Source organism: Bacteroides luhongzhouii (assembly GCF_009193295.2).
Lineage (GTDB): Bacteria > Bacteroidota > Bacteroidia > Bacteroidales > Bacteroidaceae > Bacteroides > Bacteroides luhongzhouii.
The window spans coordinates 5,592,426-5,610,224 of record NZ_CP059973.1; the positions used below are offsets into that span (position 1 = coordinate 5,592,426).

Here is a 17,799-nt window from a genome sequence, read left to right on the forward strand (position 1 = left end):
TCTGGTTAGACTGTTCTCCACGACTGCTTATTAGTAAAAATAAGACAACAAAAATGAGATATAGATATGTATAATACCTATATATAAGTAAATACTGGATAATTTAAATAAAAAAAAGAAACCCTACTTCAGCCAACTTGCCAATGCACGCTCCGTTATCTCCCACAATTGCTCTTTCTTCACATGATTAACGTATGTATCGGATAATTTTTTCCGGTGGTTATTGACGTATAATTGTCCTGTCACTCCTGTTTCCTTTTCGTCCAACAGTAAACCGATTGCCGTAGAAGCCCCCTTCTTCGGTTTACGGATAAAAGGACGGAAAAAGATATCCGTCAACGGATCGAACCACTTGTGCATAGTGATGATATCAGTAGAAACAATTCCCGGATCGGCAGCATTGACGGTAATCCCCTTCTCTCGAAGTTGCTCGGAAAGTTCGAAAGTAAACAACAATAAAGCCAACTTCGTGTTACTGTAGACAGGAATGCGCCAAAACGTTCCCGTTTTCCCCCTGTGAAGAAAATCAGGGAAGTCGAGCCTGCCGATTGCGTATGTACAGGAAACCATATTTACGATACGCGCTCCACGCACCATCAGCGGAATCAGTTTCCGGGTAAGCAGATAAGGCCCCATATAGTTCACGCTTACCGTTCGTTCGAATCCGTCGGAAGTGGTATGAAAGCCTGTCTCCATCGTTCCGGCATTATTCATCAGCAAAGCGATGGGAAGATTCCTTTCTAAAATTTGATTGGCAAAAGCAACAACGGATTGCATAGAAGATAAATCGATAGCTATTACTTCCAAATTCGGGTTTCCGGTTTCCTTGCTCAAACGTTCACGAACAATCTCCGCTTTCTTCGGGTGATAACAAGCCATAATGATTCGATAACCGGCTTTGGCTACGGCACGTGTTATTTCTGTCCCCATTCCTCCGTCCGCACCGGTAATGATTGCCCATCTCATTTCACTCATTTTTTCTCTAGTTTATCAATCTCCTTTTGTAAAGAGGAAGGTAATTGTTCTTTCAAATGTTGATGACAAGCCATTTCTATCGTATACATACGACCTATACAATAATTACTGTGTCCACAGTTGCAACGTGCTTGTTCCTCTTGTTTCATACGGTTCACAAAACCCGGTTCGTTCAGCAACGCTCTCGCCATCTGCACGGCATCAAAACCGGAATCGAGCACTTCATCTATTTTCTGACGGGAAACAAGACCACCGACATAAATCAACGGCGCATCCGGAAGAGCCGCACGGAACTTCAGTGCATCTTCAAGGAAATAGGCCTCTTTGAAGGGCACAGAAGGTATCATCCATTTGCCAAACATACGGACTCCATATTTCAGCCACCAGCAATTCATATAGTAAGACATCGAACGAATCGGCATGGCACCTCTCATCACATACATCGGTGCTTTGCTGACAAAACCGCCACTCAACACCAACCCATGAGCACCAAGTTCCAGCAGACGTTTAGCCACTTGTATGGATTCGTCTATCTCCATTCCTCCTTTGAAGCCGTCACGCATATTCATTTTTACGAAAACTGCCATATCACTGCCTGCCGCTTTCATCACTTCTTCCATCACCATATCCATAAAACGCATCCGGTTTTCGAGCGAACCGCCATATTCATCTTTCCGGTGATTGGTGTAGGGAGACAAGAATTGACTTATCAAATAACCGTGTCCCGCATGTACTTCAACGGCGTCAAACCCGGCTTTCCGCGCCAGATTGACTGCATTTCCATACGCTTGCGCCATTTCCGGCAACTCCTTTTTTTCCATTCCACGCACAAACGTAGGAGAATAGAGATTGAAACCCGAAGATGCGGATATAGGAGTGACACCACAAATATTTCTATGGGACATATTTCCACAATGCCCGATTTGTATACCTACTGCGGCACCTTCATCGTGCACAGCTTTTGTCAGTTCATGTAAACGGGGAATAATGGACGGGCGCAACCACAACTGACGGTCGAAAGAAAGTCCGCTTTGTGTCACGGCAGCATAAGCCACTGTTGTCATACCCACTCCCCCCGCAGCTACCGACCGATGGTAATCCAGCAACATCTGCGTGGGAGTATTCTCCGGACACATACTCTCAAAAGCTGCCGAACGGATCGTTCGATTCCGCAGCGTCAAAGGGCCAAAGGTGACCGGGCTAAAAAGTTTAGATTCCATAGTAGTTGATATTTTATTTAAGTCATATGTAAATCGTGATGAAGAGCGTCCCTAATAAAGGAAAGGGAACACTCGTTTCCGCTCTCCCACTGCGTCTCCGAATTCTTCGCGATAACGGCACCAAATAGCGTTGGCACGGGGAACAAGATTAGCAATCGTCCACCAAAGGAAGACCAAGCCGGAAAGTGAACAAGTGAGTATCGCCCAACCTGCCCATTCTACTATCTCACCGAAATAGTTGGCGGAAGTGACATAACGGTACATTCCTTTTTGAGGCAGATAATGCCGGGTATCTCCCGGTTTGCGCAAATGACGGATGATATAATCCGAATGCCAGTTCAACAACATACCTGTGAAAAAGAGCAGTGTGCCTATAATAAACCACGGCGAAGTGAACCAACCGGATTGATACATCGTTTCGGGAGCAAGATAAAAGATCCATTTTCCTTGCATATAGCCATTCAGCAGATTAAAAAGAACTCCCATCGACATGATTGCCAGCGGCATCTTACTTTTCCCAGTCAGCAACAGTGGGAAAATGAAAGCACGCTGAAAATAGTGGATTTGAAAGAAGAGGAAGAAAGTAAAGATCACCGGCTCGAACCTACGTTCGGAATATATCCACATCACGCACATCACCACGAAAACCGGAGCTTCCATCAATATCCAGGCTAGTTTATTGGAGATAGCTACACCCCACGATGCCGTGCGGAAAATACCATATCCGGCTTTCACAAAGTAAAGGGAGATAAAAACAAGCAAAGCAATCAGGCTCATCACACCCAGAAACAGATTAAAAGCATCTATACTCATATCGATCTATTTTGTAACACGCAAAAATAACAAAAATGAGATAAACGACGATACAAAAAATAGAAAGAATCTGAAGTACATTCTTTTACGAACATAAAAAAGGAGAAAATGTAAAATTTCCCGGATGCATACCTGAAATGATCAGACACACATCCGGGATTACTTATCTATTCAATAAAAGGATTTGTTTTTATCAGCGTTTCTTAATTGGAATATAAGCCAAATCATCAAGCACATTCTTATAAGCCGGGCGGATAATCCGTTTACCGTCGAAGGTCAATTCTTCATTGCGGTGTGCACACCAGCCTACGATACGCGCCATGGCAAACAGAGGGGTGAAGATTTCCTGCGGCAAACCGATCATTTCATAAACGAAGCCCGAATAGAAGTCGATATTGCTGGATACTGTCTTTCCATTGTTTTTAACACGTCCGAAAGTAGCGATGGCACGTTCTTCCAACAGTTCGAGGAAAGCAAATTCGCTTTCTCTGCCTTTTTCACGGGCAAGGTCGCGAGCCAGTTCTTTCAATAGAAGAGCACGAGGGTCGGAAATGGTATAAACGGCATGTCCTATACCATAGATCAGTCCGGTCTTGTTATACACTTCTTTGTTCAACATTCGGGTGAAGTAAGTGTCTATTTCATCTACACTTGTCCAGTCCTTGATATTCTCTTTCAGATGGTGGAACATGTCGGCAACCTGAATATTGGCACCTCCATGAAGCGGGCCTTTCAGCGAACCGATACCTGCGGCGATGGCCGAATAAGTATCTGTTCCGGTAGAAGAAGTAACACGAACGGTGAAAGTGGAGTTATTACCACCACCATGCTCTGCCTGAAGAATCAGCAACAAATCGAGGGTGCGTGCATCCAGTTCGGTATAGTCTTTTTTCAGCATATACAGGAAATTCTCGGCAATAGAGAGCTTTTCCTGCGGATGGCGGATATGCAGAGAACGTCCGAAAGTAGCATGACGAAGCATATTATAAGCATAAGCGATGATAGTGGGGAATTTCGAAATCAGTTCAATACTCTGACGCATCAGGTTATCCCGGGAAGTATCATCCGCATTTGCGTCAAAACGATACATTTCGAGTACACTGCGTGAAAGAATATTCATGATGTTGTTTCCTTCCAACTCGATGATGTTCATTTTCGTTTTCTGTTCCAACGGCATATTGTCGTTAATCAACTCACGGAAAGAAAGCAGTTCTTCTTTATCCGGCAGACGTCCGGAAAGCAGCAGGTAAGCCACTTCTTCAAAACCAAAGCGTTTCTCTTTGATAATGGCATGAGAAATATCTTCCACATCATAACCGCGATAGAACAATTTTCCCGGTATGGGCTTCAGTCCACCGCCCGGAACACGTTCATAGCCTACTACATTACCGATTCTGGTTAAACCTACCAATACACCTGTGCCGTCTTCATTACGCAATCCACGCTTCACATCAAACTTGGAGAACAATTCTGTATCAATCCGGGTAGCTTCCTTCATTTCCTCGGAAAGCTTGTAAATCAAGTACTCTTTTTTCATCTTTCTTCGTTTTTTATTCGTTACTTTTGTTTTTCAATTCTTTCCACGATCTCACGAGTGAAAGCGGAAGTAGAGAGGGAGGTTCCATTCGGCATAAAACGGGCTAAATCGTGTGTAGCGCGAGCGTCCAGGAAGCTTTGTTCCAAGGCTTTCTCTATCAGAGCAGCCGCTTCTTTCCAGTCAAAATATTCGAGCATCATTACTGCCGAAAGGATAATAGAACAAGGGTTCACCACATCTTTTCCCGCAATATTGGGGGCTGTTCCATGAGTCGCTTCAAAGATGGCATGGCCTGTCTGGTAGTTGATATTTGCTCCCGGAGCGATACCGATACCGCCTACCATAGCCGCCAATTGGTCGGAAACGTAGTCTCCGTTGAGGTTTAAGGTAGCTATCACGGAATATTCTTCGGGAATCAGGAGTGTATTTTGCAAGAAAGCATCCGCAATGCAATCTTTTATCACCAGTCTGCCATCTGCCAAAGCATCGCCAAATTCACGTTGTGCCAACTCGTAGCCCCATTTTTTGAAACCACCTTCGGTAAACTTCATAATATTCCCTTTATGCACCAGCGTTACGGAAGGCAAATGATGGTCGAGCGCATACTGGCAGGCAGCACGCACAAGACGCTCCGTACCCTCACGTGATACAGGTTTCACACCGAAAGAAGAGGTCTCCGGGAAACGGACTTTTGTCACCCCCATTTCGTCTTTCAGGAATTGATAGAACTTTTCAGCTTCCGGAGTTCCGGCTTCCCATTCGATACCCGCATAAATATCTTCCGTATTTTCACGGAACACGCACATATTCACTTTCTCCGGTGATTTGACAGGCGACTGTACTCCCTGATACCAACGAACCGGACGAAGACAGACGTATAAATCAAGTGTCTGACGCAATGCTACGTTCAACGAACGGATTCCACCTCCGACAGGAGTAGTCAACGGACCCTTGATTCCTACCAGGTATTCCTGAAAGGTTTCCATCGTTTCATCCGGCAACCAGGAACCAGTCGCATTGAAGGCACGTTCTCCCGCCAACACTTCTTTCCATTCGATACGACGTTTGCCACCATAGGCTTTCCGGATAGCTGCGTCCACTACGGCTTGCATGGCAGGAGTTACTTCGGCTCCTACTCCATCGCCGGTAATATAAGGTACTGTAGGCACATCGGGCACCAACAACGTACCATCTGCTTGCATAGTTATTTTGCTCATTTTTTATCTTGCATTTAAGGCAGAACCGGCACGGAACCAGGCTATCTGCTGTTCATTATATGTATGTTGCACTTCAAAACTTTCTTTCGTTCCATCTTCGTGATGAAGAACAATCGTCAGATTGCGCCCCGGCGCAAAATGAACTAAACCTAATACGGATAGAAGATCGTGCTCCCGAATTTTGTCATAATCTGCTTTATCTATAAAAGTAAGAGCAAGCATTCCTTGTTTTTTCAGGTTCGTTTCGTGGATACGGGCAAAACTCTTAGCCAAAATGACACGTACATTGAGGAAGCGTGGTTCCATGGCTGCATGTTCACGGCTGGAACCTTCTCCATAATTCTCTTCGGCAACAACAATAGAGGGAATACCTTCGGATTTATACATCTTTGCCGTACCGGAAACTGTTCCATAAGTATTTGTTGAACGATTCCAAACATTGTTCGTTTCACCGTTAAAAGCATTGACAGCTCCCATCAGCATATTATCGGAAATATTCTCCAAATGTCCTCGGAAGCGGAGCCACGGACCTGCCATAGAGATATGGTCGGTAGTACATTTGCCCTGTGCTTTAATCAATAAAGGCATGTTCAGCAGGTCCTGTCCGTCCCATGCCGGGAAAGGGGTCAGAAGCTGGAGACGTTGAGAATCCGGTTTTACCTTGATTTCCGTTTTTGCTCCATGTGGGGCGATATATCCCTCATTTCCCTGTTCAAAACCTTTCAAAGGGAGTTCATCTCCTACAGGCTCGGAGAGTTTCACTTTTTCTCCGTCATGATTCACCAATCTGTCTTTCAACGGATTGAAGCAAAGATCACCGGCAATCGTTAACGCCATCGTTAGTTCCGGAGAAGCTACAAACGCATAGGTATTCGGATTACCGTCAGCACGTTTGGCAAAATTACGGTTGAAAGAGGTGACGATTGAGTTTTTCCGTGTCGGATCGTCCGTCTCACGTTTCCATTGACCGATACAAGGTCCACAAGCATTTGCCATAATCGTGGCTCCCAGCCGTTCAAAAGCTTCAATCATACCGTCTCTTTCGGCAGTAGCCCGGATTTGCTCCGAACCTGGATTAACAATCAGCGGAGCAGCGACGCTCAAATTCTTTTCTGTCACCTGCTTTGCCAGAGAAGCTGCACGGCTCAAATCCTGATAAGAAGAATTGGTACATGAGCCTATCAAGCCCACCTCCATTTTACGGGGGTAGCCGTTCAGTAACACTTTTTCTGCAAATTCAGAGATAGGAGTAGCAGCATCCGGTGTAAACGGTCCGTTTATATAAGGTTCGAGTTCCGACAAGTCAATTTCAATTACACGGTCGTAATATTTGGATGGTTCATCGGTCACTATGTCATCTGCACGAAGGTCTGCATCAACAGATTCAGCCCAATCGACTACACAATTTCTTCCGGTAGCTCTCAAATAAGTAGCCATGCGTCCGTCAAACGGGAATAAAGAGGTAGTAGCTCCTACTTCAGCACCCATATTGCAAATGGTAGCTTTCCCGGTAGCAGAAAGGGATTCGGTTCCGGGACCAAAATATTCGATAATAGCATTCGTTCCTCCTTTTACGGTAAGGATGCCTGCCAGTTTCAGGATCACGTCTTTCGGAGAGGTCCACCCACTTAGCTTTCCGGTCAGACGGACACCGATAATCTTCGGCATTTTCAGCTCCCATTCCATTCCTGTCATCACATCCACGGCATCCGCGCCACCGACACCGATGGCTACCATACCCAGTCCGCCTGCATTAGGAGTATGAGAGTCTGTTCCCACCATCATACCGCCGGGGAAAGCATAGTTTTCGAGTACTACCTGATGGATAATTCCTGCTCCCGGTTTCCAGAAGCCAATGCCATAACGGGAGGATACATCGCGGAGGAAATCATATACTTCTTCATTAGTCAATCTTGCCGTAGCAATATCCGCCTTTGCACCTTTATACGCCTGTATCAAGTGATCGCAATGCACTGTTGAGGGGACAGCCACTTGATCCTTGCCTGCATTCATAAATTGAAGCAAAGCCATCTGTGCAGTCGCATCCTGCATAGCCACACGGTCGGGACGGAAATTCACATAATCCTCCCCCCGTTTGTAATCTTTTAAATCGGCTACATCATACAGATGAGCATACAAAATCTTCTCGGCCAACGTCAAAGGGCGTTTCAATATAGCCCGTACGTGTTCTACCTTTCCTTTATAAGCAGTGTAGAAAGCTTCTAACATAGTCACATCATATACCATATTGCTTTATCTTTTTGGAGTCTATCTATAAAAATAACGAACGGCGTTCAAGTAATGTTTAACAAAATGAAATATTTTTTCTACCCGGAACGAAGATTTGTTACCTTTGCGCCCAGTCAAGTACGAAATCATATATATGCACAGTTATTTTACAATACTAATTTCAGTCATACATCGTACACCGTCTAATCGTAAATATATAACCAGTTACTAATGAGTAATAATCCGAAAAGTCCAATTATAGACCTTCAGCAACAGCAACTCCTCCTGCGGATGGAGTACGAATATGAGAAGGAAGAATTTAAGCGGCAGACCGAAACAATGGGCGTTGCCCGTAAAGTGAAACGTGGTCTCTGCTGGTATCCTGTCTCTCTTGGCCGAGGTTACTACAATTCGCTGAATCAACTTGTAATAGATATTACACGGACCGAAAATAAAGAAATAGAGCATTCCTTTGAGTTTGGCCGTCCAGTTTGCTTTTTCCACCAGTCATTCGAAGGAAAAGTGAAATATATGGATTTCATCGCTACCGTCAGCTTTGCCGACGAGGAACGAATGGTCGTAGTACTTCCCGGAGCGGGAGCTTTAACGGAACTGCAAACTGACGGTATACTAGGGGTACAACTTTATTTTGACGAGACATCGTACCGAGCCATGTTTGAGGCATTGGAAGACACGATACGCGCCAAAGACAACCGCCTGGCGGAACTGCGCGACACTTTGCTGGGTACTCAAAAACCGGGATTCCGCGAATTATATCCTGTCCGTTTTCCATGGCTGAACAGTACACAGGAAACAGCAGTCAACAAGGTGCTTTGTACGCGTGACGTATCTATTGTTCACGGTCCTCCGGGAACCGGGAAGACAACGACTCTTGTCGAAGCGATTTACGAAACATTACACCGGGAGCCACAAGTGCTTGTCTGTGCGCAAAGCAACACGGCTGTCGACTGGATTTGTGAGAAACTGGTAGACCGGGGAGTACCCGTGCTCCGCATTGGAAATCCGACCCGAGTCAACGACAAAATGCTTTCATCTACCTACGAACGCCGGTTTGAAAGCCATCCGGCCTATCCGGAACTTTGGGGAATCCGCAAATCTATCCGCGAAATGGGAAGCCGGATGCGCCGGGGTAGTTATTCTGAACGGGAAGGAATGCGTAATCGCATGAGCCGTCTCCGCGACCGCGCTACGGAGTTGGAAATACAAATCAATGCCGATCTTTTCGACAATGCCCGCGTAATTGCTTCTACCCTGGTCAGCAGCAACCACCGCCTGCTCAACGGACGTCGTTTTCCGACTTTATTCATCGACGAAGCTGCACAAGCCCTCGAAGCAGCCTGCTGGATCGCTATCCGCAAAGCAGACCGGGTCATCCTTGCAGGAGATCATTGTCAGCTTCCGCCAACTATCAAATGTATAGAAGCTTCCCGTGGAGGATTGGATCATACGTTAATGGAAAAAGTGGTTCAACAAAAGCCTTCTGCGGTCTCTCTATTAAAAGTACAGTACAGAATGCATGAAGCCATCATGCAGTTTCCCTCCGACTGGTTCTATCATGGAGAACTGGAGGCTGCTCCGGAAGTACGCTATCGGGGGATTCTTGATTTCGACACTCCCATGAACTGGATCGATACTTCAGAGATGGACTTTCACGAAGATTTTGTAGGCGAAAGCTTCGGACGCATCAATAAACAGGAAGCTAACCTACTACTGCAAGAACTGGAAGCTTACATCGAGCGTATCGGCAAAGAACGGATATTGGATGAAAGAATTGATTTCGGTCTGATTTCGCCATACAAGGCACAAGTGCAATATTTGAGAGGAAAAATAAAAGGGAGCAGCTTTTTACGTCCTTTCCGCAGTCTCATCACCGTGAATACGGTAGACGGCTTTCAGGGACAAGAGCGAGACGTTATTTTCATCAGTCTCGTACGTGCCAACGAAGACGGACAAATCGGATTTCTAAATGACTTGCGAAGAATGAATGTAGCGATTACACGGGCACGAATGAAACTTGTTATATTAGGAGATGCCTCCACCCTTACCAAGCATCCTTTCTATAAAAGATTGATGTTATTCATTAAAAAAGAGGATTAAAATAATCCTCCTCTTGACAAAATCCACTTTCTCACGAAACCAAACTTCATTTAACACAAACAAAACAAACAATATTTTACATCAGTACTATTCCTTTATTTTAAAAGTCAATAAACGACTCTTACTTTCAAATATATATGATACAGATCTTAACAAGAAATATCAACTTACACAATGAAAAAACATACAAAATCACCACTTCTGATAAATCAAAAGCAGAGCCATTTGTTTATATAGTCAGTTATGTAGATCATTCTTCGGGGTTGGTTAATTATTTCATACTTCTTGTTTATTTTATCTGATGGTGCAAAGATAAACATAAGCTTGCATTTTTTATCCATATAATCAATATATTTTTGAAAAAAGATTTCGGAAAGCTTCATTTATACATTTCTAAATCTCTTTTTAACTAAAAAGGGAGAAAGCGAACAGCCCTCTCCCTTTATAAACTTGTATAATTTACCTAGTTAATTATTTTCCGGACGAAGTTTACGAACAGTTACGGCAGTCTGCCACATTTCGCTTTCACGCAACTGACGGAGCTCCTCGTTCAGTTTTTCACGATAATCAGGCTGTGAATTACTGTCGATAGAAATCTGTGCTTCGTTACCAGTCTTCACACTGTTATATAATTTTTCAACTACCGGCTTGACAGCATCGTGGAATGGGCCCATCCAATCAAGAGCACCACGCTGAGCAGTAGTAGAACAGTTAGCATACATCCAATCCATACCGTTCTTTGCGAACAACGGCATCAATGACTGCGTCAGTTCTTCCACTGTTTCATTAAATGCTTCAGAAGGAGTATGACCGTTTTCACGCAATACTTCGTACTGTGCCAACAGCAAACCTTGGATAGCCCCCATCAATGAACCACGTTCACCTGTCAAGTCAGAAGTAGCTTCACGTTGGAAAGTTGTTTCGAACAGATAACCGGAACCGATACCGATACCCAGCGCGATGGTTCTTTCGTAAGCCTTGCCTGTAACATCCTGATAGATAGCATAAGAAGAGTTCAAGCCACGTCCTTCGAGGAACATAGTACGCAAAGATGTACCTGAACCTTTAGGAGCAACCATGATGACGTCGATATCAGCAGGAGGAACTACGCCTGTACGGTCGTTCCAAGTGATAGCAAAGCCGTGTGAGAAATAAAGAGCTTTTCCGGCAGTCAGGTAAGGCTTGATAGTAGGCCATACTGACATTACTGCTGCGTCAGACAGCAGGCACATTACAATAGTACCTTTCTCGCAAGCTTCTTCGATGCCGAATAAAGTTTCACCCGGCACCCATCCGTCTGCAACTGCTTTATCGTATGTTTTTCCTTCACGTTGACCAACGATTACATTGAAACCGTTATCACGTAAGTTCAGTGCCTGTCCAGGCCCCTGTACGCCATAACCGATTACAGCGATTGTTTCATTTTTCAATACTTCACGAGCTTTTTCCAATGGAAATTCGTCACGGATTACTACAGTTTCAGTAGTACCTCCAAAATTCAACTGTGCCATTTTCTTTTTGTTTTTAGTTTTTGATGACTTACGCCATCCGTTATTAATTGATTTTATATTCTCACATTTATTCAAATATCACTTTCGAGCGGCAAACAACTTCGTTACCATTCTTCTTCACTTCTACGTGAAACTCGTTTGCGCTCACTTCATCGCAGAAGAAAGAGAGTTCATCGCCAAAATAACTTTCGGCCACATATGCCATTTCAAAACGACGGATACGTTTGGTCTTATACAGTTCAATCGGAAACAAATCAAGGATATGCTCGATGTAACGGATGCTGTTCACATGACCATTGATATCTATATCACTGTATTTTGCCGTCAGAGTAGCTATCGGCTGATCGCTTGTCACTTTGATGCGTGAAGGCTTTTCAATAGGGCAAGGTTCATCACAGACATAGTCTACGATACTTCCTCCGTGCAAGGTCAACAAATCGGCCGGCTTGCGGGTATTAAGATTAATCATTGCCCATACGGAACGTGCGTAACCAATCTTCTTCCCATTCTTATCAATGATAGCAAAATTACGGTCCGTAAACAGGCGGTAGACATTTTCCACCCACGTCTGAACAGAGAAATTCTCATACTGATAAGGCATTTCATCCAGCTCAATGGCCAGACGTGAAAGCACCCATGTGTAATTATCCTCATTCAGCGTTGCAATACCAAAGCCACGGTCATTGGCGTGAAAACCTGCACAATTCAGCAGATGATTTCCCAGTACACCCATGGTCAGACGTCCGTTGAAGTCTACATGAAACGGTTCTGCCACAAACTGATAAGTTCCTATTCTATTTTCTTCACTCATTATTCTTATTGGTTTTTACTTTGGTTATACATAGCTTCCCGCCCATCGAGAAACTCGTTCACCCGTTCAAAGCAACTGGTAGTAATCGCTACACGTCCCGAACGAACAAACTGCAAAACACAATTCAAAGCCTTCAGTTCACCATAGAGCGAGGTTATATCTTCGCTCATTCCATTTTTCTCGACAATAGAAAATACCGGATTGACTTCCACTACACGGGCATTGTATCTACGGATGAGCTTGGATGCTTCCGGATTCTCCTGAAAAGCAGGAGTAGACACCTTATATAATGCAATCTCGTGGAAATAAATTTCGTCCTCGGTGAAATAATGTGCCTGTATCACGTCGATTTTCTTTTCGATCTGTTTCACTACCTTCTCAATGGTGTCCTTATCAGTCCAGGCTGTTATCGTATACTTATGTACACCTTTAATAGAAGAAGCAGATACATTCAGACTCTCAATATTTATTTGCCGACGGGTAAATACAGCAGTTACCTGATTCAGCAAACCGGCTATATTTTCGGAATGAACTATTATCGTATATAATGTCTTATCACTCATAATCCTAAATTTAAATTGCGAACTTTCAATCTTCCATTCTCAACTCTCAACCTCTCCTAGCACTCCAGCAACATCTGGTTTACCGAACCGCCCGGAGGAGTCATCGGTAAAACATTGCCTTCTTCCACCACGCAGGCTTCGAGCAGGAACGGACCGTCCGTTGCAAGCATTTCAGCAATAGCTTCCTTCAGTTCTTCACGAGTGAAAACACGCTTGGAAGGAATATCATAAGCCGAGGCCACTTTCATATAATCCGGATTCAACATCGGGGTAAACGAATAGCGACGGTTGAAAAACATAGCTTGCCACTGACGTACGTTTCCGAGGTAATTATTGTTCAGACAGATAATCTTCACCGGAGCTTTCTGCTCCATAATCGTACCCAGTTCCTGAATATTCATTTGCAGTCCGCCATCTCCCATAAATACGCATACGGTACGTTCCGGTGCTCCGAAAGTTGCCCCGATAGCTGCGGGAAGACCGAAGCCCATTGTTCCAAGTCCTCCGGAAGTAATGATACTGCGTTCTTTCGTATATTTAAAGTAGCGTGCAGATATCATCTGATTTTGACCTACATCTGTGACCAAAACAGCTTCATGGTGAGTAGCGTCACTTACCGCACGTACCACTTCCCCCATACTCAAAGAGTTTGTTGCAGGATGAAGTTCGGGACGGATTACTTTTTCCTCCTCTACTTTCTCATATTCTTTGAAGCTATCAATCCATTCGGTATGAGTTTTCTTTTTCAGGAGTTTCGTCACAGAAGCCAACGTTTCCTTACAATCTCCCAATACAGCTACATCTACCTTTACATTCTTATTAACTTCCGCAGGATCGATATCAAAGTGAATCACTTTTGCCTGTTTGGCATAAGTAGCCAAATTACCGGTCACACGGTCGTCAAAACGCATACCGACAGCAATCAGTACATCGCATTTATTGGTATTGATATTCGGCCCCAGATTGCCGTGCATACCCAACATACCTTTATTCAGCGGATGTTCTGTCGGCAAAGCCGAAAGTCCGAGCAGCGTACAGCCCGCAGGCATATCCGCTTTTTCGATAAACTCACGTAACTCGCCCTGTGCATTTCCCAATTCAACGCCCTGTCCCACCAATACAAGCGGACGTTCGGCGTTATTAATCAGTTCGGCAGCAGCCTGTACAGACTCCTCGTCCGTGTCGGGAACAGGAACATAACTACGGATAAAATCGACTTTCGTCGGTTCGTATTTCGTTTTCTCTACTTGCGCATTCTTGGCAAAGTCCAGTACCACCGGACCGGGACGACCACTACGGGCAATGTAAAACGCACGTGCTACCGCCCAAGCTACATCTTCCGCACGGCGGATCTGATAACTCCATTTTGCGATCGGCTGCGTGATACCTACCAGGTCAACTTCCTGAAAAGCATCTGTTCCGAGAAAGCCTGTTCCTACCTGTCCGGCAATCACTACGATAGGCGTACTATCAATCATCGCATCTGCAATGCCTGTTACCGTATTGGTTGCTCCGGGACCGCTCGTCACCAGGCAAACACCTACTTCACCCGATACACGGGCATAACCCTGTGCCGCATGAGCTGCTCCCTGTTCGTGACGAACCAAGATATGGTTCAATATATTTTGATGATCGTACAAGGCATCGAATACCGGCATAATAGAGCCACCGGGATAACCAAAGATGGTAGTCACTCCCTGATGTTCCAAAGAACGCATCAGAGCCTCTGCACCTGTTATTAAATCTTTCATATTTACGATTTGACTATTTACTATTTACGATTGAAGTAACCTATAAAACGATCTAACCGATTGATACCAAATCCAATTCCAATCGTTCAATCGTAAATCGCCTACTTATTAAATTATTCTCACTGCTCCCTTATCGGCAGAGCTTACCATGCTGGCATACGCCTTCAGGCTCTTCGGTACATAACGGTCACGAGTGACAGGAGTCATCGGACGGGCCGCCAGTTCTTCATCCGTTAGTCGCACGTTAATCTTCCGGGCCGGAATATCGATTTCGATAATGTCTCCATCCATAATTTTTCCGATATTACCTCCAGCTGCCGCTTCAGGAGAAATATGTCCGATACTCAATCCGGAAGTTCCACCACTGAAACGTCCGTCGGTAATCAAAGCACATTCTTTTCCGAGATGACGGGATTTTATATAAGAGGTAGGATAAAGCATTTCCTGCATACCGGGACCACCCTTCGGACCTTCGTGCGTAATGACGACGACGTCACCACTGACTACTCGGCCTCCAAGGATGCCTTCACAAGCCGCTTCCTGAGAATCAAAAACTTTGGCAGGTCCGGTAAATTTCCAGATACTTTCGTCTACACCTGCTGTTTTTACTACACAACCGTCTTGAGCAATATTGCCTTTCAATACGGCCAGTCCGCCATCTTTGCTGTAAGCATGTTCCAAGTCACGGATACATCCGTTTGCACGGTCCTTATCCAGTTCCTTATAGTACATACCTTGTGAACCAAGTACGAGATTAAATTTATTTCCGGCTGCGCTCGAATATTTCTTAATTGCTTTTTCGCTCACATTCGGGCTGGTGATTGAATATTCATTAATGGCTTCTGCCAGTGACATTCCGTCTACCCGGCGAACGGATGTATCTATCAAACCGCCCTTTGCCAGTTCGTCCATAATGGCAATGATACCACCGGCACGGTTTACATCTTGAATATGATATTTCTGCGTATTGGGAGCCACCTTGCAGAGACAAGGAGTCTTGCGGGAAAGCATATCGATATCATCCATCTTAAAGTCTACCTCTGCTTCGTGTGCAACAGCTAACAGATGAAGAACCGTATTGGTAGAACCACCCATTGCTATATCCAGCGTCATGGCGTTCAGGAAAGCCTGACGGGTAGCGATGCTACGGGGAAGTACACTTTCGTCTCCTTCTTCATAATATAATTTTGCATTTTTCACGATCAGTTCCGCGGCGTCTTTGAAAAGCTGCGTACGGTTTTCGTGTGTCGCTACAATGGTTCCATTTCCGGGAAGAGCCAGTCCGATTGCTTCATTCAGGCAGTTCATCGAGTTGGCAGTAAACATACCGGAGCAGCATCCGCAAGTAGGGCAAGCATTTTGCTCGATATTCGCTACTTCCTGATCGCTAACACTTTCGTCCGCCGATTTAATCATCGCATCGATCAAATCCAAGTGCTGGCCATTCCATTCTCCGGCTTCCATCGGACCACCCGATACAAATACAGCAGGAATATTCAGACGCATAGCCGCCATCAACATTCCGGGAGTGTTCTTATCGCAATTGCTGATACATACCATTGCATCTGCCTTGTGCGCATTAACCATATATTCTACACTGTCTGCAATGATGTCACGTGAAGGAAGCGAGTAAAGCATACCGTCATGTCCCATTGCTATACCATCGTCGATAGCTATTGTATTGAATTCCGCAGCGAAGCATCCCAGCTTCTCAATCTCCGCCTTCACCAGCTGACCGATTTCATGTAGGTGTACATGCCCCGGGACAAACTGTGTGAACGAATTGACGATAGCGATAATGGGTTTACCCATCTGATTCTTCTTCATGCCGTTGGCCGCCCACAATGCACGGGCTCCCGCCATCCGACGGCCTTGTGTACTAAACGAACTGCGTAATTGCTTTTTCATTTCAATCTATCTTTTAATTAAAGAGCCTTCCTCACACAAGTGAGAAAGGCTCTAAATTCTATCTTTTATGGTACGAACACATACAACACAAAACCTTTCTCACGCTCTTGATGGGACCACCACGACGCGAATAATATGCAAGACTGCTAGGTTAATAGATGTATGTAACATATTCATATCTTCTTTTCTTTATTTTCGTGCTGCAAAGGTAAGGGCTTTTTTATTATATCCAAACAAATCGAAGAAAAAAATCACTTAAAAGCTAATAATTGTAAGAAAAGAGAGGTATTATTTCTCTATTTTATCACTTAAAGGTTGAATTTACAACTATTATCTAACTGTACACCGCACTTTCTTTTTCTGACAAAAGCACTTAATAATCTGAAATTTACTCTCCCCATACCGGACCACAAGCAAATAATTCGTATCTTTGCAGACCCGTATTTACGGGAATTATTAATCAGAAACAAAAAATATCAGATGGAAACAGTAGAAAACAAGTACATTACCGTTGCATACAAACTATATACAATGGAAGATGGTGAAAAAGAGTTGTTCGAAGAAGCAAAAGCAGAACATCCCTTTCAATTCATTTCAGGATTAGGAACAACACTCGAAGATTTCGAAAATCAGATAACAGCTCTTTCTAAAGGTGATAAATTTGATTTTACCATTCCGGCAGATAAGGCTTACGGACAATATGACGAACAACACGTTATTGACCTCCCCAAAAATATCTTTGAAATAGATGGCAAATTTGACAGCGAACGTATTAAAGAAGGTAACATCGTACCTTTGATGACAGGAGACGGTCAGCGCGTAAATGCCAGCGTAGTAGAAATCAAACCGGATGTTGTAGTAGTTGACCTCAATCACCCGTTGGCTGGTGCCGACCTGATTTTCGAAGGTGAAATACTGGAAAGCCGTCCTGCTACCAACGAAGAAATCCAGGAACTTGTGAAAATGATGAGTGGCGAAGGTGGTTGCAGTTGCGGATGCGACAGCTGCGGTGATGGCTGTGGCGACGACTGCGGTTGCGAAGGCGGACACTGTCATTAATTGAAGTATTAAGTATAAAGTATTAAGTATTAATTTCGTGCGGATATAGCCGGAGTTTTAATACTTAATACTTGCTACCTAATACTT

At 44.4% G+C, this 17,799-nt stretch carries 13 protein-coding genes; 2 read left to right on the top strand and 11 right to left on the bottom strand.

Going from position 1 to position 17,799, the window contains the following annotated elements; all coding sequences use genetic code 11:
* Window positions 1-123 precede the first annotated feature (123 nt).
* The 6 genes from GD631_RS21425 to GD631_RS21450 form a co-directional block, all read right to left on the bottom strand.
* The gene (locus tag GD631_RS21425) at window positions 124-975 is read right to left on the bottom strand and encodes an SDR family oxidoreductase (protein ID WP_143257873.1); all 852 of its coding nucleotides are present in this window, start codon (window positions 973-975) and stop codon (window positions 124-126) included.
* Window positions 972-2,195, bottom strand: coding sequence for an NADH:flavin oxidoreductase (locus tag GD631_RS21430; RefSeq protein ID WP_143257872.1), 1,224 nt, complete (start codon window positions 2,193-2,195; stop codon window positions 972-974). Before GD631_RS21430 ends, GD631_RS21425 begins: the two co-directional genes overlap by 4 nt.
* A 51-nt stretch (window positions 2,196-2,246) precedes the next feature.
* Window positions 2,247-3,008, bottom strand: coding sequence for a DUF1295 domain-containing protein (locus GD631_RS21435; RefSeq protein ID WP_008650284.1), 762 nt, complete (start codon window positions 3,006-3,008; stop codon window positions 2,247-2,249).
* Window positions 3,009-3,201: 193 nt separating this feature from the next.
* A complete protein-coding gene (locus GD631_RS21440) occupies window positions 3,202-4,545 on the bottom strand; it encodes a citrate/2-methylcitrate synthase (protein ID WP_008650283.1) in 1,344 nt (447 codons plus the stop codon).
* Window positions 4,546-4,565: 20 nt separating this feature from the next.
* On the bottom strand, window positions 4,566-5,762 hold the full coding sequence (gene icd / locus GD631_RS21445; RefSeq protein ID WP_143257871.1) for an NADP-dependent isocitrate dehydrogenase: 1,197 nt from the start codon (window positions 5,760-5,762) through the stop codon (window positions 4,566-4,568).
* 3 nt (window positions 5,763-5,765) lie between these two features.
* Window positions 5,766-8,009: an aconitate hydratase gene (locus tag GD631_RS21450; protein WP_143257870.1), complete on the bottom strand. Its 2,244-nt coding sequence runs from the start codon at window positions 8,007-8,009 to the stop codon at window positions 5,766-5,768.
* Between the two features lie 213 nt (window positions 8,010-8,222).
* On the opposite strand from GD631_RS21450, the gene GD631_RS21455 reads away from it, so the two are divergent.
* Window positions 8,223-10,109 (top strand): AAA domain-containing protein, encoded by a 1,887-nt coding sequence (locus tag GD631_RS21455; protein ID WP_185911536.1) that lies wholly within the window; start codon window positions 8,223-8,225, stop codon window positions 10,107-10,109.
* A 467-nt stretch (window positions 10,110-10,576) separates the two neighbouring features.
* Here GD631_RS21455 and ilvC read toward each other — a convergent pair whose 3' ends face one another.
* The 5 genes from ilvC to ilvD all read right to left on the bottom strand — a co-directional run bounded on the left by ilvC (window position 10,577) and on the right by ilvD (window position 16,653).
* On the bottom strand, window positions 10,577-11,620 hold the full coding sequence (ilvC, locus tag GD631_RS21460) for a ketol-acid reductoisomerase (RefSeq protein ID WP_143257868.1): 1,044 nt from the start codon (window positions 11,618-11,620) through the stop codon (window positions 10,577-10,579).
* 67 nt (window positions 11,621-11,687) lie between these two features.
* Window positions 11,688-12,431 carry an acyl-[acyl-carrier-protein] thioesterase gene (locus GD631_RS21465; protein ID WP_143257867.1) on the bottom strand — a complete coding sequence of 248 codons (744 nt, stop codon included), beginning with the start codon at window positions 12,429-12,431 and terminating at the stop codon, window positions 11,688-11,690.
* A 5-nt stretch (window positions 12,432-12,436) separates the two neighbouring features.
* Window positions 12,437-12,994: an acetolactate synthase small subunit gene (ilvN, locus tag GD631_RS21470; protein WP_143257866.1), complete on the bottom strand. Its 558-nt coding sequence runs from the start codon at window positions 12,992-12,994 to the stop codon at window positions 12,437-12,439.
* Window positions 12,995-13,050: 56 nt separating this feature from the next.
* Entirely contained in the window at window positions 13,051-14,745 is a 1,695-nt protein-coding gene (gene ilvB, locus GD631_RS21475; RefSeq protein WP_143257865.1) for a biosynthetic-type acetolactate synthase large subunit, read from the bottom strand.
* Between the two features lie 108 nt (window positions 14,746-14,853).
* On the bottom strand, window positions 14,854-16,653 hold the full coding sequence (gene ilvD / locus GD631_RS21480; protein WP_143257864.1) for a dihydroxy-acid dehydratase: 1,800 nt from the start codon (window positions 16,651-16,653) through the stop codon (window positions 14,854-14,856).
* Window positions 16,654-17,133: 480 nt separating this feature from the next.
* Between ilvD and GD631_RS21485 the strand changes: the two genes are divergently transcribed.
* Window positions 17,134-17,712 (top strand): FKBP-type peptidyl-prolyl cis-trans isomerase, encoded by a 579-nt coding sequence (locus GD631_RS21485; protein ID WP_143257863.1) that lies wholly within the window; start codon window positions 17,134-17,136, stop codon window positions 17,710-17,712.
* The last annotated feature ends 87 nt before the right edge of the window (window positions 17,713-17,799 follow it).

What these genes read in the sequence shown, in the direction of transcription:
- GD631_RS21450 (WP_143257870.1), bottom strand. Translation starts at nt 8,009, where the DNA reads ATGGTATATGATGTGACTATGTTAGAAGCTTTCTACACTGCTTATAAA.
- ilvB (WP_143257865.1), bottom strand. Translation starts at nt 14,745, where the DNA reads ATGAAAGATTTAATAACAGGTGCAGAGGCTCTGATGCGTTCTTTGGAA.
- GD631_RS21440 (WP_008650283.1), bottom strand. Translation starts at nt 4,545, where the DNA reads ATGAAAAAAGAGTACTTGATTTACAAGCTTTCCGAGGAAATGAAGGAA.
- ilvN (WP_143257866.1), bottom strand. Translation starts at nt 12,994, where the DNA reads ATGAGTGATAAGACATTATATACGATAATAGTTCATTCCGAAAATATA.
- GD631_RS21455 (WP_185911536.1), top strand. Translation starts at nt 8,223, where the DNA reads ATGAGTAATAATCCGAAAAGTCCAATTATAGACCTTCAGCAACAGCAA.
- ilvD (WP_143257864.1), bottom strand. Translation starts at nt 16,653, where the DNA reads ATGAAAAAGCAATTACGCAGTTCGTTTAGTACACAAGGCCGTCGGATG.
- GD631_RS21465 (WP_143257867.1), bottom strand. Translation starts at nt 12,431, where the DNA reads ATGAGTGAAGAAAATAGAATAGGAACTTATCAGTTTGTGGCAGAACCG.
- GD631_RS21430 (WP_143257872.1), bottom strand. Translation starts at nt 2,195, where the DNA reads ATGGAATCTAAACTTTTTAGCCCGGTCACCTTTGGCCCTTTGACGCTG.
- ilvC (WP_143257868.1), bottom strand. Translation starts at nt 11,620, where the DNA reads ATGGCACAGTTGAATTTTGGAGGTACTACTGAAACTGTAGTAATCCGT.
- GD631_RS21425 (WP_143257873.1), bottom strand. Translation starts at nt 975, where the DNA reads ATGAGTGAAATGAGATGGGCAATCATTACCGGTGCGGACGGAGGAATG.
- GD631_RS21435 (WP_008650284.1), bottom strand. Translation starts at nt 3,008, where the DNA reads ATGAGTATAGATGCTTTTAATCTGTTTCTGGGTGTGATGAGCCTGATT.
- GD631_RS21485 (WP_143257863.1), top strand. Translation starts at nt 17,134, where the DNA reads ATGGAAACAGTAGAAAACAAGTACATTACCGTTGCATACAAACTATAT.
- icd (WP_143257871.1), bottom strand. Translation starts at nt 5,762, where the DNA reads ATGAGCAAAATAACTATGCAAGCAGATGGTACGTTGTTGGTGCCCGAT.